The sequence below is a fragment of the Achromobacter aloeverae genome, assembly GCF_004121055.1.
Classification (GTDB): Bacteria; Pseudomonadota; Gammaproteobacteria; order Burkholderiales; family Burkholderiaceae_B; genus Bordetella_C; species Bordetella_C aloeverae.
Genome location: NZ_PYAL01000008.1, coordinates 329,852 through 352,223, shown reverse-complemented (window position 1 = coordinate 352,223; position 22,372 = coordinate 329,852). Strand labels below are relative to the sequence as shown.

Genomic DNA, 22,372 nt, shown 5'->3' with positions numbered 1-22,372 from the left:
CACGAGCGGGGACGGGATCAGGGAGAGGGTCATGCAAAGTTCGTCAGGTAGTTCGATGCCGGCCTCGGCGGTTCCGGGCGAGCGCCACGCGGCCGCCGGGCGCCATGGCGGCGCGGCGATGGGGCCCATCCTCCTGGCGACGGACCTGAGTTCGCGCTGTGATCGCGCGCTCGACCGCGCCATCCTGCTGGCGCGCCAGTTCGATGTGCCGCTGCTGGTCGCGCATGTGCTGTCGCCGCCGCATTCGCTGTCCCTGGGGACGCCGGTCCCGGTCGACCTCGATCGGCTGGTCGAGCAGGCCGAGGCACGGATGCTGCGCGACCTGGAAACCCTGGCCGACGGTGTCCGCGTGGCGTTGCGGGTATATACGGGCGAACCGGCAGCGCGCCTGCGGCAGGTGGCGGACGAGGAGAAATGCGCCTTTATCGTCACCGGCGTGGCGCGCGACGAGACGCTGGGCCGCATGTTGCTGGGCACGACCGTGGAGCGGCTGGTGCGCGAGGCGTCGCAGCCCGTGCTGGTGGTGAAGCGCCGCGCCCGCGCGCCCTACCGGGATGCCGTGATCGCCACCGATTTTTCACCCGGGTCGCGCTGGGCTTTGCGCGCGGCGCTGGCCTTGGTGCCCTCCGAGGCCCTGACCCTGTTCCATGCCTTCGAACTGCCTCGCGGTCCGCTGCGCGATGCGGCGCCGGGGTCGGAGGCGGCCAAGGGATTTCAGCGCATGGCCGAGGAAAACGCGGTGGATTTCGTGAACGCCACGCCGGAACTGCACGGCAAGCCGCAGCCGCGCGTCCAGGTCGCCGCCGGCCGGCCGGAGCGCGTGGTGGTCGAATATGTGCGGCAGGCGCAGGCGAGCCTGCTGGTGGCGGGCACCCAGGGCGCGGGCGGCTTGGCCGGCGCGCTCCTCGGCAGCGTGGCGGAAGCCCTGCTGGACCGCGCGCCGTGCGACGTCATGGTGGTGCGGCAGCCGCGGCAGGCATGAGCCCCGTGCCCAAGGCGAGTCCTCCCTTTGGGGGCGCGTGGCGATGCGCGTCACGCGACTGCAATCCCCGTGCTCGACAATGACCGCGCGCCCGGGCTATGCTCGGACACTTTCAATCGTCTTTCACCGATTCAGGGACTGGACATGGATTCCATCGAAGCCACCGTCGGCGTAGCCGTCGGCCTGCAGCAAGCCAACGCCTTCGCCGAAGCGCAGAACTCGCTGGTGCGCAAGGTGCTGGACAACCAGGCCGAAACCATCACCAGCCTGATCCAATCGGTGCCGCAGCTGTCTTCCTACGGCATGGTCGGCACGCAACTGCACGTGACGGCCTGAGCTTCAGCGCGGCGGCCCCTGGCGGCCGCTGCCAGGATCGCGGGCCCCGTCTCCGGACGGCGGTGACGGGGCTGACCGGCTGACGGGGCTGACCGGGATGACCGGGCTGACCACTGCGCGCCGTCGCCCCCGGATCACCGCTCCTAGAGCTCCGTTGCGTAGTCGATGGTCAGCGGGGCGTGGTCGGAAAAGCGCTGGTCCTTGTAGATGGACGCCTTCCGCGCGGTTGCCGCGATGGCCGGCGTGGCGATCTGGTAGTCGATCCGCCACCCGACGTTCTTCGCCCAGGCCTGGCCCCGATTGCTCCACCACGTATAGGCCTCGCCCGTCGTGTCCGGATGCAGCCCGCGATAGACGTCGGCCCAGCCCTGTTCGCTCAGCACCTTGGTCAGCCAGGCGCGTTCCTCGGGCAGGAAGCCGCTGTTCTTCATATTGCCCTTCCAGTTCTTGAGGTCGATTTCCTGGTGCGCGATGTTCCAGTCGCCGCACAGGATTACTTCGCGGCCGCATTTGAACAGCGTCGCCAGATGGCCGTAGAAGTGTTCCATGAAGGCGAATTTCGCCGCCTGGCGATGGTCGCCGCTGGAGCCCGAGGGCAGGTAGACGGAAATCACGGACAGCTTGTCGTAGACCAGTTCGATGTAGCGGCCTTCGTTATCGATTTCGGGCACGCCCAGGCCTTCGACGACTTGCAGCGGCTGCTTGCGGGCATAGATGCCGACGCCGCTGTAGCCCTTTTTCTCCGCATAGTGGAAATAGCCGAACAGGCCTGGCGGGTTGAGCATTTCCGTCGTCATGTCGGCGGCCTGCGCCTTGAGCTCCTGCAGGCAGGTGAAGTCGGCTTTTTGGGCCTCCAGCCAGGGGAAGAAGCCCTTGGTGGTGGCTGAGCGGATGCCGTTGAGGTTGGCGGAGATGACTCGGAGCATGGGGGATTCCTGGTTCTGTGGTTCGGCGCCGGGCCGGACGCCCCGTAGAGTAACTTAAAGGGGGAGAGGGGAAGGGCCCCCACGCGGCGCAGCTTCGCTGCTTGCTGCCCCCCGAGGGGGCCTTTTTGCCTTGGGGCGGCCCGGCGGCAAAAAAGGGCCCCCACGCGGCGCAGCTTCGTTGCTTGCTGCCCCCCGAGGGGGCTTTTTGCCTTGGGGCGGCCCGGCGGCAAAAAGATGGCCCCCACGCGGCGCGGCTTCGCTGCTTGCTGCCCCTCCGGCCGATCACCGATAAAATGCCGGCTTCGCGCCACTCTCCGGATTTTTCGCATGTCCACCTCCACTACCGCTCAGGATTTCGTCCGCTTCGCCCTAGACCAGGGCGTGCTGCGCTTCGGCAGCTTCAAGGTCAAGTCCGGCCGCATCAGCCCGTATTTTTTCAATGCCGGCCTGTTCAACAGCGGCGCTTCCGTCGGCCGCCTGGCTGCCTTCTACGCCCAGGCCCTGATCGACTCGGGCCTGTCGTTCGACATGCTGTTCGGGCCCGCGTACAAGGGCATTCCGTTGGCAACCGCGACCGCCGTGGCCTTGGCGCAGCACCCCGCCGCCGCCGGGCGCGACGTGCCCTTCGCCTACAACCGTAAGGAAGCCAAGGACCATGGCGAGGGCGGTACGTTGGTGGGCGCGCCGTTGAAAGGCAAGGTCGTGATCATCGATGACGTCATTACCGCCGGCACGTCGGTGCGCGAATCGGTGGAGATCATCCGCGCGGCCGGCGCCGAGCCCGCCGCGGTGCTCATCGCCATGGACCGCATGGAGCGCGCCGGCGCGGACGATGCCCTGTCGGCCCATTCGGCGGTGCAGGACGTATCCCGCACCTACGGCATGCCGGTGGTCAGCATCGCATCGCTGAGCGACATCATGGCCCTGCTGGAGCAGGACGCGCAGTTCGCCGAGCACCGCGCCACGGTCCAGGCATACCGCGCCAAGTATGGCGTAACGGCGTAACGCAGCGGCCCTTCGTCCAATAGGCCCCTGTGGAAGCCACAGGGCCCTTTCCGTTTTGCCAAAATCGTGGCCACGGCCCGCGGGGGCACAGCGGAGCCGGCTTTGCCGGTCCGCCAGTGCCGCCCCTTGAGGGGCGCGCGCGCAGCGCGCTGGGGGGGGCTTTCCTTCCGGTCCGCCAGTGCCGCCCCTTGAGGGGCGCGCGCGCAGCGCGTTGGGGTGGGTCTTTCCTTCCGTTCCGCCAGTGCCGCCCCTTGAGGGGGGCGCGCGCAGCGCGCTGGGGTGGGTCTTTCCTTCCGGTCCGCCAGTGCCGCCCCTTGAGGGGGGCGCGCGCAGCGCGCTGGGGAGGGCCTACCCCTCCAGTTTTTGCTTGAGGAGCTCGTTTACCTGCTGCGGGTTGGCCTTGCCCTTGGCGGCCTTCATGATCTGGCCGACCAGCGAGTTGAAGGCCTTTTGCTTGCCCGCGCGGTATTCCTCGACGATGGCCGGATTGGCGGCCAGCACCTCGTCGATCATGGCGCCGATGGCGCCGCTGTCGCTGATCTGCTTGAGGCCGCGCGCCTCGATGATGGCGTCGGCCTGCCCACCATTTTCGCCGGCCCACATGGCGCCGAAGACGTCACGCGCGATCTTGTTGGAAATGGTGCCGTCGACGATGCGCCCGATCAGCGCCGCCAACGCGTCCGCGGGCACCGGCGATTGCTCGATGTCCTTTTCCTCGCGGTTCAGCGTGGCCGCCACTTCGCCCATGACCCAGTTTGCCGCCAGCTTGGCCTGGCCGGCGGGCAAGGCGCGCGCGACAGCCTCGAAATAGTCCGCCATGGCGCGGCTGACGGTCAACTGCGCGGCATCGTAGTCCGAGAGCCCGTATTCCTGGACCAAACGGTCGCGCTTGGCCGAAGGCAGCTCGGGCATGGCCTGGCGCACCTGCTCGACCCATTCCGGCGCGATCACCAGCGGCGGCAGGTCGGGGTCGGGGAAATAGCGGTAGTCATGCGCGTCTTCCTTGCTGCGCATGCTGCGCGTTTCGTCGCGGTCGGCGTCGTACAGGCGGGTTTCCTGGACCACCGTGCCGCCGTCCTCGATCAGTTCGATCTGGCGCCGCGCCTCGAACAGGATGGCCCGTTCCAGGAAGCGGAAGGAGTTGACGTTCTTGATCTCCGTGCGGGTGCCGAACTCGGCCTGGCCCACGGGCCGCACCGAGACGTTGGCGTCGCAACGGAAGGATCCTTCCTGCATGTTGCCGTCGCAGATGCCCAGCCACACCACCAGGCTGTGCAAGGCGCGCGCGTAGGCCACGGCCTCGGCGGCCGAGCGCATTTCCGGTTCGGTGACGATTTCCAGCAGCGGCGTGCCGGCGCGGTTCAGGTCGATACCGCTGGCCGGGGCGCCGGACGACAGCTGGAAGTCGTCATGCAGCGATTTGCCGGCGTCTTCTTCCAGGTGCGCGCGCGTCAGGTTGACGGTCATCGGCTTGTCGCCGACGAAGAAGGACAGCGAACCGCCCACCACGACCGGCAGCTCGTATTGGCTGATCTGGTAGCCCTTGGGCAGGTCGGGGTAGAAGTAGTTCTTGCGTGCGAACACCGAGCGTTCGGCCACCTTGCCGCCCACCGCCAGGCCGAAGCGGATGGCGCGTTCGGCCGCGCCGCGGTTCATGACCGGCAGGCTGCCCGGCAAGGCCAGGTCCACCGGATTGGCCTGGGTGTTGGGCGCGGCGCCGAAGCGCGTGCTGCTGCCCGAAAAAATCTTGGAGTCGGTGGAAAGCTGCGTATGCGTTTCCAGGCCGATGACGATTTCCCAGTTCATGTGTCAGGCGTCCTGCTTGGACGGCACGCGGCGGTGCCAGTCGGTCACTTGTTGATAGCGGTCGGCGATGGCCAGCAAGCGGCCTTCGTCGAAGTAGTTGCCGATGATCTGCAAGCCGACCGGGCGGCGCGCATGGCTGCCCTGGCCGAAGCCGCAGGGGATGGACATCGCGGGCAGGCCGGCCAGGCTGACGCCCAGCGTGTAGATGTCGGCCAGCCAGTCGGCCGTCGGATCGTCGCGGTTCTCGCCGATGTCCTTGGCCACCGTGGGCGCCACGGGGCCCATGATGACGTCGCACTGTTCGCCCAGCGCGCGCTGGAAGTCCTGCGCGATCATGCGGCGCAGGCGCTGCGCCTGCAGGTAGTAGGCGTCGTAATAGCCGTGCGACAGCACATAGGTGCCCACCAGGATGCGGCGCTTCACCTCGTCGCCGAAGCCTTCGGCGCGCGAACGGCTGATCATTTCATTGAGGTCGCCATATTCGGCGGCCCGGTGGCCGTAGCGCACGCCGTCGTAGCGGGACAGGTTGCTGGACGCCTCGGCGGGCGCGATGACGTAATACGCGGGGATGGCCAGTTCGGTGCGCGGCAGCGAGACCGGCACCCGCACCGCGCCCAGTTCCTCGAACTGGCGCAGCGCGGCTTCCACCGCGGCCTGCACGTCCGCGGCCAGGCCGTCGCCGAAGTACTCGGCCGGCACGCCGATGCGCAGGCCGGCCAGCGGGCGGGCGCCCGCGCCGTCGTAACGGGACTGCGCGGCGTCGAAGTCGCGGCGGATGCGGCCAGGCTCGTTCACCGCGCCGTCGCATCGTTCCACGCTGGTGGCGTCGCGGGGGTCGAAGCCCGACATCGCGTCGAGCAGGGCCAGCGCATCGCGGCTGCTGGCGGCCAGCGGGCCGGCCTGGTCCAGGCTGGAGCCGAAGGCGATGATGCCGTAGCGCGAGACCGTGCCGTAGGTGGGCTTGATGCCGGTGATGCCGCAAAGCGCGGCGGGTTGGCGCACGGAACCCCCGGTGTCGGTGCCGGTGGCGGCGGGCACCAGGCGGGCGGCCACCGCGGCGGCCGAGCCGCCCGAGGAGCCGCCCGGTACGGCAGCCGGGTCCCAGGGGTTGCGCACCACGCCGAAGGCGGAGTTTTCATTGCCCGAGCCCATGGCGAATTCGTCGCAGTTCAGCTTGCCGATGGAGACCGCGCCGGCTTGTTGCAGGCGCTCGACCACGGTGGCGTCGAAGGGGCTGACATAGTCGGCCAGCATCTTGCTGCCGGCGGTGCTGCGCCAGCCGCGCGTGACGAAGGCGTCCTTGTGCGCGATGGGGATGCCGGCCAGCGGACCGGCGGTGCCGGCGGCGATGGCCGCGTCGGCGGCGCTCGCCTGCGCCAGCGTCAGCGCCGGGTCGATATGCAGGAAGGCGTTCAGGTCCTGCGCGGCCTGGGCCGCGTCCAGGGCGCTTTGCGCCAGTTCCACCGCGCTGACCTTGCGCTGGTCCAGGGCGGCGCGCAGGGCGGCGATGTCGTCGAATTCAGTATGCAGGGCGGGTTTCGTCATGGTCATTCCAGAACCTTGGGAACCAGGAACAGGCCGTCGGCCGCGTCCGGGGCGTTGGCCAGCAGGTCCGCGCGACGCTCGGGCGACGCGGTTTCCGTCACGGCGTCCTCGCGCAGGCGCAGCACGACATCTTCGTGCGCCGACAGCGGGTGGGCCAAAGGTTCGACACCCTTCGTATCGACGGCCTGCAGCCGTTCGATGATGTGCAGCATGCCGTTGAGCTCGTCCTGGGCGCGGGTCAGGCGTTCCGGGGTGAGTTCGATGCGGGCCAGCCGGGCGATGCGGGCCACGTCTTTTTCGTTCAGCGCCATGGGAATGTAATAAATGTTGAGGCAGGCGGGTCGGGAGCGGCCGCCGCAGCCAGGGGAAAGTCCCCGGCGCGGCGCTGTAGCCTCCCCGGTGGACGGCAGGGCCGCCCAGCGCGCGGGTAGGGCAAGTCTTCCGTTACAAACCGGGGAATAGCCGGAAAAAGCCGCCTATTTCCGGGGAAATTATAAGTTATGATTCACGGTTTAATCGCTGCACCCGTAGGCGGGCCTGCCTTGCAGGCCAACGCCCGGTAGCAGCGCGTACCCAATTCCTGAATTTAGCTGAGCCACCATCCATGTTCGGATTTCTGCGTAGTTATTTTTCCAGCGATATGGCGATCGACCTTGGCACCGCCAACACGCTGATCTACGTTCGCGGCAAAGGCATTGTGTTGGATGAACCCTCGGTGGTCGCCATTCGCCACGAAGGCGGCCCCAACGGCAAGAAGATCATCCAGGCAGTCGGTCACGAAGCCAAACAGATGCTGGGACGGGTTCCCGGCAACATCGAGGCCATCCGGCCGATGAAAGACGGCGTCATCGCCGACTTTACGGTCACCGAGCAGATGCTCAAGCAGTTCATCCGCATGGTGCATCCGCGCAATATGCTGGCTCCCAGCCCGCGCATCATCGTTTGCGTGCCCTGCGGCTCGACGCAGGTCGAGCGCCGCGCCATCCGCGAGTCGGCCCTGGGCGCCGGCGCTTCCCACGTCTACCTGATCGAAGAACCGATGGCCGCGGCCATCGGCGCCGGCCTGGCGGTTTCCGACGCCAGCGGCTCGATGGTGGTGGACATCGGCGGCGGCACCACCGAGGTGGCGGTGATCTCGCTGGGCGGCATGGTCTACAAGGGCTCGGTCCGCGTGGGCGGCGACAAGTTCGACGAGGCCATCGTCAACTACATCCGCCGCAACTACGGCATGTTGATCGGCGAGCCCACCGCCGAACTCATCAAGAAACAGATCGGTTCCGCATTCCCGGGTTCGGAAGTGCGCGAAATCGAAGTCAAGGGGCGCAACCTGGCCGAAGGCGTGCCGCGCAGTTTCACGGTGTCGTCGAACGAGATCCTGGAATCGCTGACGGACCCGTTGAACCAGATCGTTTCCGCCGTGAAGATCGCGCTGGAGCAGACGCCTCCCGAACTGGGCGCCGACATCACCGACAAGGGCATCGCCCTGACCGGCGGCGGCGCGCTGCTGCGCGACCTCGACCGCCTGCTGCAGGAAGAGACCGGCCTGCCGGTGGTGGTGGCCGACGATCCGCTCACCTGCGTGGTGCGCGGCTGCGGCGAGGCCCTGGAGCATCTGGAAAAACTGGGCGCCATTTTCATCAACGACTGATTTATCCCGCCTTTCCGACGCTACCTGCCGGGTGGCTGCGGCGGGGCGGCCTGGAACCGGGCTATCCGCCTGTGAGTATCCATGCCCCAACATCACGGCACCGCTCCGCGGCTATTCAGACAGGGACTGCCCGCCGAGGCTCGGCTGGTCGTCCTGGTCGTGCTCGCGCTGGCATTGTTGCTGGGCGACGCCCAGTGGCACGTCATGGAGCCCCTGCGGCGCGCCGTCTCGGTCGTGCTCTATCCCTTCCAGCGCGTCGTGCTGCTGCCGCGCGACGTCGTGCAGCAGGTCAACGAATGGTTCAATGCCGCCAACCTGGTGCGCACCGAGAACGAGGCGCTGCAGCGCCAGCGCATCGAGCTGGCCCAGGTGGCCACGCACGCCGCCCAGCTCGCCGCCGAGAATTCGCAACTGCGCCGCCTGCTGGGTGTCACCGATACGCTGTCGCAGCAGGCGGTGGTGGTGGAAGTCCTGTACGAGCCGCCGAATTCGTTCAACCAGCGCCTGGTGTTCAACAAGGGTAGCCGCCAGGGCCTGGCGCCGGGCATGCCCGTCATCGACGAAGGCGGCGTGGTCGGACAGATCGTGCGCGTCACGCCCATGACGGCCGAGGCCGCGCTGGTGACGGACGAGCAGGTGTCCATTCCAGTGCAGTTGCTGCGCAACGGCTTGCGATTGATAGCCTTCGGCGGGAACTCGCCGGGGAATATGGAAGTCCGATACCTGTCGGCCAATGCCGACATCAAAGAAGGCGATACACTCGTGACCAGCGGCGTCGGCGGCCTGTTCCCGGCCGGCCTGCCCGTGGCCAAGGTGAAATCGGTCGAGCGGGACACCGCGTCGGGTTTCGCGCGCGCGCTGTGCGAGCCGCTGGCCCATCCCGAACGTTATCGCCATTTCCTGGTTTTGCAGGTGGACGTGAGTCGCGCCGAGTCCAACCGCAAGGAGGCCGAACCCAGTGAGCCGGACACCGCAGACTGACTCCTCGCGCCCGGACCGCGTGTCCCTGCTGCGCACCCGCCGCTCGGTGGAACCCGAACGGCTGGCGCGGCCGGCGCATGGCTTCGTGGTCTGGGGTTCGCTGATCCTGGTTTGGCTGGCATCGCTGCTGCCCTGGCGGCTGTGGCCGCAGGCCCCGGACGTGCTGATGCTGGTCATCGCCTTCTGGTGCGTGCATGAGCCGCGGCGCATCGGCATGGTCACTGCCTTCATCTTCGGATTGTTGATGGACGTGCATGACGCCAGCGTGCTGGGCGATACGGCCCTGCGCTATACCCTGGTGGCCTATGGCGCCATCATCCTGCATCGCCGCCTGCAACGTTTCGAGTTGTGGGGCCAGGCCATGCACATGCTGCCCATCTTCTTCGGCGCGCATCTGCTGACCACCGTGATCCATGCCTGGATGGCCGGCAAGTGGCCGGGCTGGGGCTGGGCGGTCGGCGTGGCGCTGACCGCCGCCGTGTGGCCCATGGTCGGCTGGGTGTTGCATCTGCCCACGCGCGGCGCCGACGACGTCGAGTCGGCGTCGGTTTGACGGCGGCTCTTGCGCTCCATGTTTGAATTCAAGAAAACCGGCTTGCAGCAGAAGCAGCGCTTTCGGTTGCGCGCCTGGGTCGGCGGCCTGTTCGCCCTGGCCTGCTTCGGTGCGCTGGTGGGGCGGTTCTGGCTGCTGCAGGTGGACCGCTACGAAGGCCTGTCCGAGCGAGCGGACCGCAACCGCATCGCGGTGGTGCCCATCCCGCCGCGGCGCGGCGATATCCTGGACCGCAACGGCGTGGTGCTGGCGCGCAATTACCGCACCTATACCCTGGAGGTCGTGCCGGCGAATGCCGGCAACCTGGACCAGTTGTTCCAGGCCATGACCCAGGTGGTGTACATCAGCCCGGCCGACCAGCGCCGCTTCAAGCGCAAGGTGGCGGAGTCCAGCCGCTACGCCAGCCTGGTCCTGCGCAACAACCTGAACGAGACCGAGGCCGCCTGGTTCGCCGCGCATGCCTTCCAGTTCCCCGGCGTGGAACTGCGCGCGCGCTGGGTGCGCGAGTATCCGCAAGGGACATCGGCCGCGCACGTGGTCGGCTATATCGGCCGTATCGCGGACAACGATATCGAGGACCTGGACGCGGCGGGTGAGCTGGGTAATTACCGGGGCACCGAGAACATCGGCAAGAAGGGCGTGGAGAAAACCTGGGAGACCCAGCTGCACGGCCGTACCGGCCTGGAGGAGGTCGAGGTGACCGCCGGCGGCCGTCCGGTGCGCACGCTGCGCCGCATCGACCCGGTGCCGGGGTCGGATATCCAGTTGTCCATCGACATGGGGCTGCAGAAGGTGGCTGAAGAAGCCTTCGGCAACCAGCGCGGCGCCCTTGTGGCGATCGACCCGGATACCGGGGAAGTGCTGGCGTTCGTTTCCCAGCCATCCTTCGACCCCAATCTGTTCGTCGACGGCATCGACGTCGACAACTGGCGCATGCTCAATGATTCGCCCGACCATCCGTTGATCAATCGCCCCCTGTACGGGACGTATCCCATCGGCTCCACCTACAAGCCCTTCGTGGCCATGGCCGCCCTGGAACTGGGCAAGCGCCGCGCCACGGACCGCATTCCCGACCCCGGCTATTTCGAGTTCGGCGGACAGAAGTTCCGCAACGCCGCGGGCGCCGTGTTCGGTCCGACCGACATGCACAAGGCCATCGTGGTGTCGTCCGATACTTATTTCTTTTCGCTGGGGCCGGAGATCGGCGTCAACGCCCTGCACGACTTCACCAAGCAGTTCGGGTTCGGCCAGATCACCGGCATCGACCTGGAAGGCGAGAAGCGCGGCGTGCTGCCGTCCACGGAGTGGAAGCGCAAGGCGTACAAGGACAAGGACAAGCAGCGCTGGTATGCCGGCGAGACGATTTCGGTGGCGGTGGGGCAGGGCTATAACGCCTTCACGCTGCTGCAACTGGCGCAAGCCACGGCCACCCTGGCCAACGACGGGCTCTATCGCAAGCCCCACCTGGTGCACGCCATCGAGGACCCCCGCACGGGGAAGTACAAGCCCACGCCCAATGCGCCCGACTACCAGATTCCGTTGCACAAGGAGAACCTGGCGGTGGTCAAGGGCGCCATGGCAGACGTGGTGAAGGTAGGGACCGCGCGCCAGGCTTTCCGCGGCACGCCTTACCAGGCGGCCGGCAAGACCGGCACGGCGCAGGTCTACAGCCTGCGCGGCGCGCGCTACCGCGCCAGCGCGGTGGACGAACGCCTGCGCGACCACGCCCTGTTCATGGGGTTCGCGCCGGTGGACCACCCGCGCATCGCGGTGGCGCTGATCGTGGAGAACGCGGGGTGGGGCGCCAGCGTCGCCGCGCCGATCGCCCGCAAGGTGGAAGACTACTGGCTGCTGAGGGACCATGGACAGGAGCCGCCGCGCGTGCCCAACGTGGCGGCCAGCGATAACGCCGCCATCGATCATGCCGGCCTGAGCGCCGTTGCCGGCCGCGCCGCGGCCGTGGCGCGCAAGGCGGACGCCGTGGCGGACACCGAAGCGGACGATCCTGGCGAGCACGGCAACGCCGGTCACGACGGCCAGCCGGAGACGGTAGGCCGGGTGGCGCCGTCGCGCAATATGGCGGTGCCCGCCGACTCGCCCAACGATCCCGTGCCCGGGCGGCCGGGTGGCATCTCGCCGGCAGGCATGGCGCCGGGCGCGCCCGGCGCGCGCGGCGGCGGCAATGGGGCCGCGAACACCTCCGCCGGCGGCAATCCCCGTACGTCCCGCACGCCGGAGGCGCTGCGGGACCCGGAGACGCGGTCAGGACTGGGCAGCTATGGCAGTGGCGTGTTGCCACGGGCGACGCCGGGCGCGGCGAATGGCGCCGGCAATGGCAGTGGCAATGGCAGTGGCAGTGGCGCCGGCAGCGGCACGGGCCGCAATGGCGCCGGCGTTGGCGGCCTGCGCGAGGTGCCGGCGCCGAGACTGTCGCCGCCGTCCGCCGGCGCCGCGCAACAAGGACGTCAATGAAACGCATCGCCCTTATCCTGCTGCGCATTTTTACCGCGTTCGATTGGCCGCTATTGCTCATCCTGGTGATGTTCACCGCCTTGGGCCTGACGGTCATGCACTCGGCCGTGGGCAGCACCGATTGGCGCTTCGCCGACCAGTCGCGCAACTTCCTCATCGCGTTCTTCGCCATGTGGATCGTGGCCTTGACGCCGCCGCCTCTGCTGATGCGGCTTGCGCTGCCTTTCTACCTGGTGGGCGTGGCCTTGCTGGTGGGGGTGGACCTGTTCGGCGAGACCAGCAAGGGCGCGACGCGCTGGCTCAATCTCGGCTTCACACGCATCCAGCCGTCGGAAATGCTGAAGATCGCGCTGCCCATGATGCTGGCCTGGTATTTCCAGCGCCATGAAGGCCAGGTCCGCATACGCGACTTCCTGGTGGCAGGCGCGTTGCTGGTGGTGCCGTTTTTCCTGATCGTGCGCCAGCCCGACCTGGGCACGGCCTTGCTGGTGTTCGGCGCGGGCTTCTGCGTCATCTATTTCGCCGGACTGTCCTTCAAGCTGCTGATACCCGTCGTGCTGGCCGCGGCCATCGGTATCGGCACGCTGGTGTCCTACGAGGAACAGCTGTGCCAGCCCGACGTCGATTGGGTCATCCTGCACGACTACCAGAAGCATCGCGTCTGCACGCTGCTGGACCCCAGCTCGGACCCCCTGGGCAAGGGCTTCCACACCATCCAGTCCATGATCGCCGTCGGTTCCGGCGGGCTGTATGGCAAGGGCTACATGAAGGGCACCCAGACGCACCTGGACTTCATTCCGGAGCGCACCACCGACTTCATCTATGCGGTGTACGCGGAGGAGTTCGGCCTGTACGGGGGCGTCATGATCCTGGTCCTGTATGGCCTGCTGATCGCGCGGGGGCTGACCATCGCTACCCGCGCCACCACGCAGTTCGGCCGCCTGCTGGCGGGTGCGCTGACCATGATGTTCTTCATTTATGTATTCGTGAACATCGGCATGGTCACCGGCATCCTGCCGGTCGTGGGCGTGCCCCTGCCTTTCATGAGTTACGGCGGCACGGCCCTGCTGACGGTGGGCGTGGCCTGCGGAATGCTGATGAGCATAAACCGGTACCGCGGGACCAAGACCTAGCCGCCGGCCGCCGGCCGCTGGTCGCTGGTCGCCAGTCGCTAGGCCGGCAGCATGTGCGGCAAGCCCGCCGCGAAGAGGCCATCCAGCAGCTTGCGCACGGGCGCCGGCAGGGCGACCTGGGCAAGTTCCGCCTCGTCCACCCAGCGTTGCGGCGCGGCGACCGTGGCCGGCGCTTGCCGCAGGGTCACGAGCCAGGGCCGCACGTGCAGGCGGAAATGGGTGAAGGTATGCGCGAAAGCCGCAAGCTCGCACAGATCTCCCGCCTGGGCGCCCAGCGTCTCGCACGCGGTGGCCGCGCCTTGCGCGGGATCGAATTCCGGCAGGCTCCACAGACCGCCCCAGATGCCTGGCGACGGCCGCTGCTGCAACAGCACGCGGCCGCCGTGGCGCAGCACCAGCATGCCGGTGCTGCGTTCCGGCGTCGCCTTGCGGGCCTTGGGCGTGGGTAGTTCGGCCTGGCGGCCTTCGATGCGGGCCACGCATGTCGCCTGCACCGGGCAGCGCGCACAGTCCGGCTTGCCGCGCGTACAGAGGGTCGCGCCCAGGTCCATCAGTCCCTGGGTGTAGCTGGCCATGTAGTTGACCATGCAGGCGGCGACGGGGTCCTCTTCCGGCGTGGCCGCGGCGGCGCTCGCCACGGCGGCCAGGATCGCGGCGTCGGCGCGCGCCGTCGCTACCTGTTCCTCCGCCAGGGTCCACAGGCGCGTTTCCACCTCGCGCTTGGACGGATCGCCGGCGATGCCGAAATGCCGCGTGAACACCCGTTTTACGTTGCCGTCCATGATGGGCGATGTTTCGCCATAGGCGAAGGCGGCGATGGCGGCGGCGGTGGAGCGGCCGATACCGGGCAGGGTGGCGATGCCCGCCGCGTCCGGCGGAAAGCGTCCATTCCAGTCGCGCACGATTTCCTGGGCGCAGCGGTGCAGGTTGCGCGCCCTGGCGTAGTAGCCCAGGCCGGCCCAGTAGGGCATGACCTCGTCCTGGTCGGCCGCCGCCAGGGCAGCCAGGTCGGGGAAGCGTTCCAGGAAACGCTGGTAATAGGGAATGACGGTGCTGACCTGGGTCTGCTGCAGCATGATCTCCGACAGCCAGATGCGATAAGGGTCGCGGGTGTTCTGCCAGGGGAGGTCATGGCGGCCATGGCGGCGTTGCCAGGCGACGATGCGAGGGGCGAAATTCATGCCGTGATTATGCAGCACGGGGGCGCCTGGCCGGGGACGTCCCCTATTGCGGAACCCCCAGCCTGGAGTTACAACCGAGTCACACAACAAGTTGATCGGCAAGTCCTGTTCGGCATTGGCCGCCGGCTGCCTAGAGCGAACGCCTGGATCGGTCCGCAATGCTCCAAAAGAGCTGACGCTGCGCCGGCCCGGGCTATCCACGACAAACTGGAGACAAGATGAACGCCCCCCTCACGCCGGCGCAACGCGCGGCGCTCGCCTCCGTCCAGCTGGACGACAAGTACACCCTCCATACCGGCCGCGCCTGGATGAGCGGCATCCATGCCCTCGTGCGACTGCCCATGCTCCAACGCGTGCGCGACCTGCGGGCCGGCTTGAATACCGCCGGTTTCGTGTCCGGTTACCGCGGTTCGCCGCTGGGCGGGGTCGATCAGAATATGTGGAAGGCGGCCAAGTACCTGAAGGAACATCACGTCGAGTTCCAGCCGGGTATCAACGAGGATCTTGCCGCCACCGCGGTGTGGGGCTCGCAGCAGGTCAATCTCTTCCCGGGCGCGCGCTACGACGGCGTGTTCGGCATGTGGTACGGCAAGGGGCCGGGCGTGGATCGCAGCGGCGATGTCTTCAAGCACGCCAATGCCGCCGGCACGTCGCGCCATGGCGGCGTGCTGGTGGTTGCGGGCGACGACCATCCGGCCAAGTCCTCCACGCTGCCGCACCAGAGCGACCATATCTTCAAGGCCTGCCTGATTCCGGTGCTGTTCCCGTCCAGCGTGCAGGAGGTGCTGGATTTCGGCCTGCACGGCTGGGCCATGAGCCGCTATGCCGGCGTCTGGGTCGGCATCAAGTGCATCACCGATATCGTCGAGGTGTCGGCGTCCGTCGACGTCGACGCCGACCGCGTGCGCATCATCCTGCCGGAAGATTTCCAGATGCCGCCCGACGGCCTGAACATCCGCCTGCCCGACACGCCGCTGCAGCAGGAAGCCCGCCTGCTCGACTACAAGCTATATGCCGCGCTGTCGTACGCGCGCGCCAATGGCCTGAACCGCGAACTCTGGCAGGTACCGGCCGACCGGGCGCGCTTCGGCATCATGACGTCGGGCAAGGCTTACCTGGACACCCGCCAGGCGCTGGCGGACCTGGGCCTGACCGATGATGTCTGCCGGCGTATCGGCGTGCGGTTGTTCAAGGTGGGCATGGTCTGGCCCTTGGAGGCGACCGGAACGCAGCGCTTCGCCGAGGGCCTGGATGAAATCCTGGTGGTCGAGGAAAAGCGCCAGGTGCTGGAATACCAGTTGAAGGAAGAGTTGTTCGGTTGGATAGGCACCGGCCGCAAGATCCCGCGCGTGGTGGGCAAGTTCGACGACAAGGATGGCGGCGAATGGTCGGTGCCGCAAGGAAACTGGCTGCTGCCCGCGCATTACGAATTCTCGCCCGCCATCGTCGCCAAGGTCATCGGTGCGCGCCTGCTGCGCTTCGAGTTGCCGGACGACGTGCGCGCCGGCATCGAGGCACGCCTGGCGGTCATCGACGCCGCGGAGCGGGCGTTGGCGCGGCCGCGCGTGGTGGCCGAGCGCAAGCCCTGGTTCTGTTCCGGCTGTCCGCACAATACCTCGACCCGCCTGCCGGACGGCTCGCGCGGCATGGCGGGCATCGGCTGCCACTACATGGTTACGTGGATGGGCCGCAACACCCAGGTGTTCACGCAGATGGGCGGCGAGGGCGTGCCCTGGATAGGCCAGGCGCCTTTCACCGACGAGAAGCATGTCTTCGCCAACCTGGGCGACGGCACCTATTACCACTCCGGCCTGCTGGCGATACGGGCGGCGGTGGCCGCCAAGGTGCCCATCACCTACAAGATCCTGTTCAACGACGCCGTGGCCATGACCGGCGGGCAGCCCGTGGACGGGCCCATCAGCGTGCCCATGATCACGCGGCAGATGGCGGCCGAGGGCATAGAGAAAATCGTGGTCGTCACCGACGAGCCGGAGAAGTACCACGGCATCAAGGACATGGCGCCCGGCGTGCCCGTGCGCCATCGCGACGACCTGGACGCGGTGATGCGCGAGCTGCGCGAATATTCCAACGTCTCGGTGCTGGTCTACGACCAGACCTGCGCCACGGAGAAACGCCGCCGCCGCAAGCACAATGCGTATCCCGACCCCGCGCGCCGCGTGGTCATCAACGAACGGGTATGCGAAGGTTGCGGCGACTGCTCGGAAAAATCGCATTGCCTGTCGGTCGAGCCGCTGGAAACGGAATTCGGCCGCAAGCGGGTCATCAATCAATCGAGCTGCAACAAGGACTTTTCCTGCCTCAAGGGGTTCTGCCCCAGCTTCGTTACCGTCGAAGGCGGCAAGCTGCGCCAGCCCAAGGCGCTGGCGCAGGAAGGCGCCATCGACGCCGGCGTGCCGGCGCCCACGCTGCCCGACCTGCACCGCGCGTATGGCATCTTCATAGCGGGGGTGGGCGGCACGGGCGTGGTCACCATAGGCCAGTTATTGGGCATGGCCGCGCACATCGAAGGCAAGGGCTGCTCGGTGCTGGACATGGCCGGGCTGGCGCAAAAGGGCGGCGCCGTGCATTCGCATGTCGTGCTGGCCGAATCGCCGGACGGCCTGCTCAATACGCGGGTGGCCATGGGCGAGGCCGATGTGGTGCTGGCGGGCGACCTGGTGGTCGCGACCGGCCAGGACGCGCTGGCCCGCATGCGCGTCGATCGCACCCGCCTGCTGCTCAATAGCGATGTCGCGCCGACGGCGGCCTTTGTCGGCAATCCGGACTGGCACCTGCCCGGCAGCGACCTGCTGCACGACCTGCGGCGTGCCTGCGGCGCCGAAAATGTCCACGCCATGGATGCCGCCGAGTTGGCGGTGGGCCTGCTGGGCGACGCCATCTACGCCAATCCCCTGATGCTGGGCTATGCGTGGCAGAAGGGCTGGATCCCCTTGTCGGCCGAAAGCCTGCTGCGCGCCATCGAGCTCAATGGCCAACAGGTCGCCAGGAACCAGGCGGCGTTCGCGTGGGGCCGGCGCGCCGCGCAGGACCTGGACGCCGTGCAGGCGCTGGTCCAGGCTCCTGCCGGGGGCGCGGGCACGCGCCTGGATGCGGAAGGAGCGGAAGTCATCGAGATCCGCCGTGGCGCGCGTTCGAGCGCGCCCGCCGACGGCGTTGCCGCGCCGGCAGGCACGCCGGCGGCCTACCGGCTACCGGGCGCGGTGCAGGCGCTGGTGCGGTCGCGCAGCGATTTTCTCGCGCAATACCAGAACGCCGCCTATGCGCGCGGTTACGAGGCGCTGGTGGAACAGGTCGCCCAAGCCGAGCAGGCCGCCACCGGCACGGCCCGCCTTACCGAAGCCGTGGCGCGCTATTACTTCAAGCTGCTGGCGTACAAGGACGAGTACGAGGTGGCGCGTCTCTATACCGACGGCGAGTTCCTGGCCGCGGTGCAGCGCCAGTTCGAGGGCGACTGGAAGTTGAACTTCCATCTGGCGCCGCCCCTCTTCGCCCGACGCGACGCGCAGGGGCACCTGGTCAAGCGGTCTTATGGACCGTGGATGCTCAAGGCCTTCGGCCTGCTGGCGCGCTTGCGCTTCCTGCGTGGCACGCCCCTGGATCCTTTTGGCCATACCGCGGAACGGCGGGCCGAAAGGGCCCTGGCCAGGGAGTACCGGGAGACCCTCGTGCGTGCCATCCTGCCCAAGCTGGATCGCGGCAACCTGGAATCCGCGGTGGCGTTGGCCAGCCTGCCGGAGCAGATACGCGGCTACGGGCACATCAAGGAAGCCGCGATGGAGAAGGCGGCCGGGCAACGGGCGGCGCTGCTGGAAAAGTTCTCGGCGCCGGTGCGGGAAATCGGTGGCGGCGCGCGCGCTGCGTGATGGGGATGGCGACGGCAAGGAGTCACTGCCGGCGCCACTGTCGGCGCCGCGATCGAACGGGATGACAGCAAGTCCGCGGCGGCCTGGCGCCGCCGCGCGATCAGGTCGCCGGGGCGTTGACCTTGCGCCGCACGGGCATGGCAAAGCGTTCCACGCGCGGCTTGGCGACCGTTTTTTCTTGCAGGGTCTGGGCCACCGCCACTTCGCGCTTGGCGATGACCTCGCCCGCGCGGGTGCGCGAATCCATCTTGCGCAGCATGACGCGGCCGTCATGGGGGAAAAAATTGACCCGCCGTGCGTAGACGTCGCCCAGGTCCTGGGCCCGTACCGGTATGCCTTCCGTTTTCAGGTAGTTCAGCACGAACTGGCCGTTGCGCTCGCCGATGTTCATCTGCTGCATGGCCGACAACACCGCGCCGCCGCCAAAGACCTTGGCTTCCAGCCGTTCGCGGGCGGCGCCGGCCTTCAGCAATTCATTGATCAGCACTTCCATGGCGAACGCGCCATAGCGCATCGTGGCGGAAGCGGGAGACTGGCTGTCGCCCTCCGGCAGCATGAAATGGTTCATGCCGCCCACCCCGGTCTGCGGGTCGCGTATGCACGCAGCCACGCACGAACCGAGCACCGTCGTGATCATCAGGTTCTCGCCAGTGACGTAGTACTCATTCGGCAGGACCTTCATGGCCTGGCAATTGAACGTACTGTCGAAATAGTGGCGCGTCGCGCGGGCGTCACGGGCAGTCGTCATGGAAGCGCTTCACGGAAACGTGGACAAAAAAAGGGTGAAAGTTTCAAAACTTTACAAAGATATCGAAATTATACGGCCCGCGCGGCCAACAAGGGTGACATCTTTTTGACGTGAAGGAGACGCGCGAACCCGCCGGCACGCCTTTGTGCCACGGTTCGCGAACAATATTGCATGCCGTCGCCGGGTTGATTACCCCGATTAAGCGGCTTAAAAGCGCGTACTGCGCTTGACTGACCAGCGCGCCGACAGGGCGGCCAGCACGCCGGCCCCCACCACCGCCGCCGCCAGCCAGGGCAGGTCGGGCAGGCGGATCGCGAAGTCCGCGCCGTAGCTGCGCGCCAGCGACAACATGGCGTCGTTCAGCGGCGTGAGGGCCAGCGCGGCCACCCCTATCGCCAGCAGGGCGGCCACCGCGCCGGACAAGGCGCCCAGGTAAAGAAAGGGACGCCGCACGAAGGATTCCGTCGCGCCGACCAGGCGCGCCACGGCGATTTCCTCGCGTTGCGACAGCGCCTGCATGCGCACCGTGTTGAAGACCGTGGCCAGCACCACCATGGCCACGCAGGCCGCCAGGAAAACCAGGCCGATGCGGCCGAAACGCAACAGCGCCTCCAGCCGCTGCACCCATTGGCTGTCCAGTTGTACCTGCTCCACCTGGTCCCAGGTGCGCCAGGTGGCCGCCAGATCGTTGGCGATGCCGGCCAGGCCGTCGCCATCGCGCAAGGTCGCCACGACGGCGTCGGGGAGAGGATTGGACGGCAGCACCGCCAGGGCGTCGGACCAGGCGGGATTGCGGCGCAATTCCGCAAGGGCGCTGTCGCGCCCGATCACCCGGACATTGCGCACCTGTGGATCGAAGTCCTTGCGTATGCGGCTGGCGATGGCGTCGGCGGTGCCGGCGGGCGCGTTCAGCTTGACGAATACGGTCAATTCGGGCGCCACCGACACCTGGCGCGCCACCGGCTGCACGGACACCAGGATGGCGCCGCCCAGGATGGGCAGGGCCAGGGCCAGCGCCATCACCAGCAGGTTGGCGGCGGAGGAAAACGGTTGGGCCAGCATGCGGCGCAGGGTGATACCCAGCGCGTAGCGGTGTTGTCGCAGCCAGGCGCTCATGCTTGCTCCTCGACGGCCGCCGCCGTCGCCGCCGCCGGGCGCGTCGCCGGCGTCGGATGCGAATCGGCGAAACGGCCTGGGTCGATGCGCAGCACGCGTTGGGCATACTGCGCCATCAGCTCGACGTCATGCGAGGCGATGAGGGTGGTGACGCCCACGCGGTTGAAGTCCCGGAATACGTTCATGATGCGCAAGGCGGTGTCGTGATCGAGGTTGGCCGTCGGTTCGTCCGCGATGAGTATGGCCGGCCGGTTGACGATGGCGCGGGCGATGGCCAGGCGCTGCTGCTCGCCGCCGGACAACTCGATCGGATTCATGCTCTCCTTGCCCGCCAAACCCACCTTGTCCAGGGCGGCGCGGGCCCGGCTGGCGGCCGAATCCCAGGGCTGGCCGGTGACAGCCAGCGGCAGCATGACGTTTTCGAAGGCGCTGCGGTCGTACAGCAGGTGGGTATCCTGCAGGATCACGCCCACCGCGCGACGCAAATACGGCCGGGCGCGCGCCGGCAGCTTGTCCAGGCGCTGGCCGTTGACCTGGATGGAGCCGCGGCTGGGCGCCTCCAGTCCTCCGATCAGCTTGAGCAGCGTGGACTTGCCCGCGCCAGATGGCCCGGAAACGAACACGAATTCACCCGCCGTCACGCGGAAGTTGATGTCGGCCAGGATATTGCGGCCGCGCCCATAGGATTTGAAGACGTGCTGGAATTCGATCATGGCGAATAAATGCAAGTAGCCGCAATATTACCGTGTGCCAGTATGGCGAGTATTTTCCGACAGGGATTTCCCGCATGTCCCTATATTTAACCTAACGCTACCATCGACCACGCATTCTGTGGGCGGTATGCTCCGGCGCCGTTCGCAGATTCCTAAAATTCCACGGAGAACCGTATGAAAACCTTCAAGATCGCAGCAGCCGCGGCTGTTTTCCTGGCCGTATCTGGCGCTGCTCACGCCGGCACGACGTTCGACAACGTAAAAAAGAAAGGTTTCGTTCAATGCGGCGTGTCGACCGGCGTGCCCGGCTTCTCGGCAACCGACAGCAAGGGCGAATGGAAAGGCCTCGACGTCGATCTGTGCCGCGCCATCGCCTCCACCATGTTCAATGACGCCAGCAAGTTCAAGGTGACGCCGCTCAACACGCAGCAGCGCTTCACGGCCTTGCAGTCCGGCGAAATCGACGTCCTTACCCGCAATACCACCCAGACCCTGACCCGTGACACCACGCTGGGCCTGATAGGCACCGGCGTCAACTATTACGACAGCCAGGGCGTGATGGTTTCCAAGGACCTGGGCGTGGACAGCGCCAAGAAACTGGGCGGCGCCACGGTCTGCGTGCAGCCCGGCACCACCACCGAACTGAACCTGGCCGACTGGTTCCGTTCCAACAAGATCGACTTCAAGCCGGTGGTCATTGACAAGTACGACGAAATCGTGCGCGCCTTCTCGGCTGGCCGCTGCGATGCGTTCACCACCGACAAGTCGCAGCTGGCGTCGACCCGCACCACGCTGGAGAATCCGGACAAGTACGTCATTCTGCCGGAGAACTTCTCCAAGGAACCGCTGGGTCCCATGGTCCGCCAAGGCGACGAGCAGTGGTTCAACGTCGTGCGCTGGGCGCTGAATGCCATGCTGGAAGCCGAGGAATATGGCATCACCTCGAAGAACGTCGACGAAATGCTCAAGAGCAGCAATCCCAACGTGCAGCGCATCCTGGGCGTGACCCCGGGCATGGGCAAGAACCTGGGCGTGGACGACAAGTGGGCCTACAACATCATCAAGAGCGTGGGCAACTATGGCGAAAGCTTCGAACGCAACCTGGGCGGCGCCAGCCCGATGAAGCTGCAGCGTGGCCTGAACGCGCAATGGCAGCAAGGCGGCCTGATGTACGGCTGGCCGGTACGCTGATTGCCGGCTGAAAGGCGCCCGTCGCATGACGGGCGCCTGGCCACCGCGCCGCCCGGCCCATCGCGGACCGTCCAGTCCACGCGCGGCGGCGCGGCCGCCTTTGTTTTTGCCGGACTCCGGTTTTACCGCTTTCAACCTGCCCTGGATGCGGA

17 protein-coding genes and 1 pseudogene are annotated in these 22,372 nt (G+C 67.3%); 10 read left to right on the top strand and 8 right to left on the bottom strand.

Annotated elements, in window-relative coordinates; genetic code table 11:
• Positions 1–31: 31 nt before the first annotated feature.
• Positions 32–982 (top strand): universal stress protein, encoded by a 951-nt coding sequence (locus C7R54_RS25090; RefSeq protein ID WP_240039701.1) that lies wholly within the window; start codon positions 32–34, stop codon positions 980–982.
• A gap of 144 nt (positions 983–1,126) precedes the next feature.
• A complete protein-coding gene (locus C7R54_RS25085) occupies positions 1,127–1,318 on the top strand; it encodes a hypothetical protein (protein WP_129153508.1) in 192 nt (63 codons plus the stop codon).
• A 143-nt stretch (positions 1,319–1,461) separates the two neighbouring features.
• Here the strand turns inward: C7R54_RS25085 and C7R54_RS25080 are convergent, their stop codons facing one another.
• Entirely contained in the window at positions 1,462–2,244 is a 783-nt protein-coding gene (locus tag C7R54_RS25080) for an exodeoxyribonuclease III (protein WP_129153506.1), read from the bottom strand.
• A gap of 327 nt (positions 2,245–2,571) precedes the next feature.
• Here C7R54_RS25080 and pyrE point away from each other — a divergent pair, with 327 nt between their 5' ends.
• Positions 2,572–3,249, top strand: coding sequence for an orotate phosphoribosyltransferase (pyrE, locus tag C7R54_RS25075; RefSeq protein WP_129153504.1), 678 nt, complete (start codon positions 2,572–2,574; stop codon positions 3,247–3,249).
• Between the two features lie 348 nt (positions 3,250–3,597).
• Here pyrE and gatB read toward each other — a convergent pair whose 3' ends face one another.
• The 3 genes from gatB to gatC are packed head-to-tail and all read right to left on the bottom strand — an operon-like array spanning position 3,598 to position 6,911.
• On the bottom strand, positions 3,598–5,055 hold the full coding sequence (gatB, locus tag C7R54_RS25070; protein ID WP_129153502.1) for an Asp-tRNA(Asn)/Glu-tRNA(Gln) amidotransferase subunit GatB: 1,458 nt from the start codon (positions 5,053–5,055) through the stop codon (positions 3,598–3,600).
• Positions 5,056–5,058: 3 nt separating this feature from the next.
• Complete coding sequence (gene gatA, locus C7R54_RS25065) at positions 5,059–6,600, bottom strand: Asp-tRNA(Asn)/Glu-tRNA(Gln) amidotransferase subunit GatA (RefSeq protein WP_129153500.1); 1,542 nt, start codon at positions 6,598–6,600, stop codon at positions 5,059–5,061.
• A 2-nt stretch (positions 6,601–6,602) separates the two neighbouring features.
• Complete coding sequence (gatC, locus tag C7R54_RS25060; RefSeq protein ID WP_129153498.1) at positions 6,603–6,911, bottom strand: Asp-tRNA(Asn)/Glu-tRNA(Gln) amidotransferase subunit GatC; 309 nt, start codon at positions 6,909–6,911, stop codon at positions 6,603–6,605.
• Between the two features lie 293 nt (positions 6,912–7,204).
• Between gatC and C7R54_RS25055 the strand changes: the two genes are divergently transcribed.
• The 5 genes and pseudogenes from C7R54_RS25055 to rodA all read left to right on the top strand — a co-directional run bounded on the left by C7R54_RS25055 (position 7,205) and on the right by rodA (position 13,387).
• Positions 7,205–8,248 carry a rod shape-determining protein gene (locus tag C7R54_RS25055; protein WP_057653883.1) on the top strand — a complete coding sequence of 348 codons (1,044 nt, stop codon included), beginning with the start codon at positions 7,205–7,207 and terminating at the stop codon, positions 8,246–8,248.
• 81 nt (positions 8,249–8,329) lie between these two features.
• Entirely contained in the window at positions 8,330–9,229 is a 900-nt protein-coding gene (gene mreC / locus C7R54_RS25050) for a rod shape-determining protein MreC (RefSeq protein WP_129153496.1), read from the top strand.
• Between the two features lie 46 nt (positions 9,230–9,275).
• Positions 9,276–9,782, top strand: a complete 507-nt coding sequence (gene mreD / locus C7R54_RS25045) for a rod shape-determining protein MreD (protein WP_129153699.1) — start codon at positions 9,276–9,278, stop codon at positions 9,780–9,782.
• An 18-nt stretch (positions 9,783–9,800) separates the two neighbouring features.
• A pseudogene (gene mrdA, locus C7R54_RS25040) lies at positions 9,801–11,696 on the top strand (penicillin-binding protein 2); the annotation flags it as partial.
• 554 nt (positions 11,697–12,250) lie between these two features.
• Positions 12,251–13,387: a rod shape-determining protein RodA gene (rodA, locus tag C7R54_RS25030; RefSeq protein ID WP_129153494.1), complete on the top strand. Its 1,137-nt coding sequence runs from the start codon at positions 12,251–12,253 to the stop codon at positions 13,385–13,387.
• A 38-nt stretch (positions 13,388–13,425) separates the two neighbouring features.
• On the opposite strand, the gene C7R54_RS25025 is transcribed toward rodA, so the two are convergent.
• Positions 13,426–14,568: an A/G-specific adenine glycosylase gene (locus C7R54_RS25025; RefSeq protein ID WP_129153492.1), complete on the bottom strand. Its 1,143-nt coding sequence runs from the start codon at positions 14,566–14,568 to the stop codon at positions 13,426–13,428.
• A gap of 218 nt (positions 14,569–14,786) precedes the next feature.
• Between C7R54_RS25025 and C7R54_RS25020 the strand changes: the two genes are divergently transcribed.
• Positions 14,787–18,452, top strand: a complete 3,666-nt coding sequence (locus C7R54_RS25020) for an indolepyruvate ferredoxin oxidoreductase family protein (protein ID WP_129153490.1) — start codon at positions 14,787–14,789, stop codon at positions 18,450–18,452.
• Between the two features lie 100 nt (positions 18,453–18,552).
• Here C7R54_RS25020 and cheD read toward each other — a convergent pair whose 3' ends face one another.
• The 3 genes from cheD to C7R54_RS25005 form a co-directional block, all read right to left on the bottom strand.
• Positions 18,553–19,200: a chemoreceptor glutamine deamidase CheD gene (gene cheD, locus C7R54_RS25015; RefSeq protein ID WP_129153488.1), complete on the bottom strand. Its 648-nt coding sequence runs from the start codon at positions 19,198–19,200 to the stop codon at positions 18,553–18,555.
• Between the two features lie 207 nt (positions 19,201–19,407).
• A complete protein-coding gene (locus C7R54_RS25010) occupies positions 19,408–20,316 on the bottom strand; it encodes a cell division protein FtsX (protein WP_129153486.1) in 909 nt (302 codons plus the stop codon).
• Entirely contained in the window at positions 20,313–21,029 is a 717-nt protein-coding gene (locus C7R54_RS25005) for a cell division ATP-binding protein FtsE (RefSeq protein WP_129153484.1), read from the bottom strand. Before C7R54_RS25005 ends, C7R54_RS25010 begins: the two co-directional genes overlap by 4 nt.
• 174 nt (positions 21,030–21,203) lie before the next feature.
• On the opposite strand from C7R54_RS25005, the gene C7R54_RS25000 reads away from it, so the two are divergent.
• Positions 21,204–22,220 carry an amino acid ABC transporter substrate-binding protein gene (locus C7R54_RS25000; protein WP_129153482.1) on the top strand — a complete coding sequence of 339 codons (1,017 nt, stop codon included), beginning with the start codon at positions 21,204–21,206 and terminating at the stop codon, positions 22,218–22,220.
• Positions 22,221–22,372 lie beyond the last annotated feature (152 nt).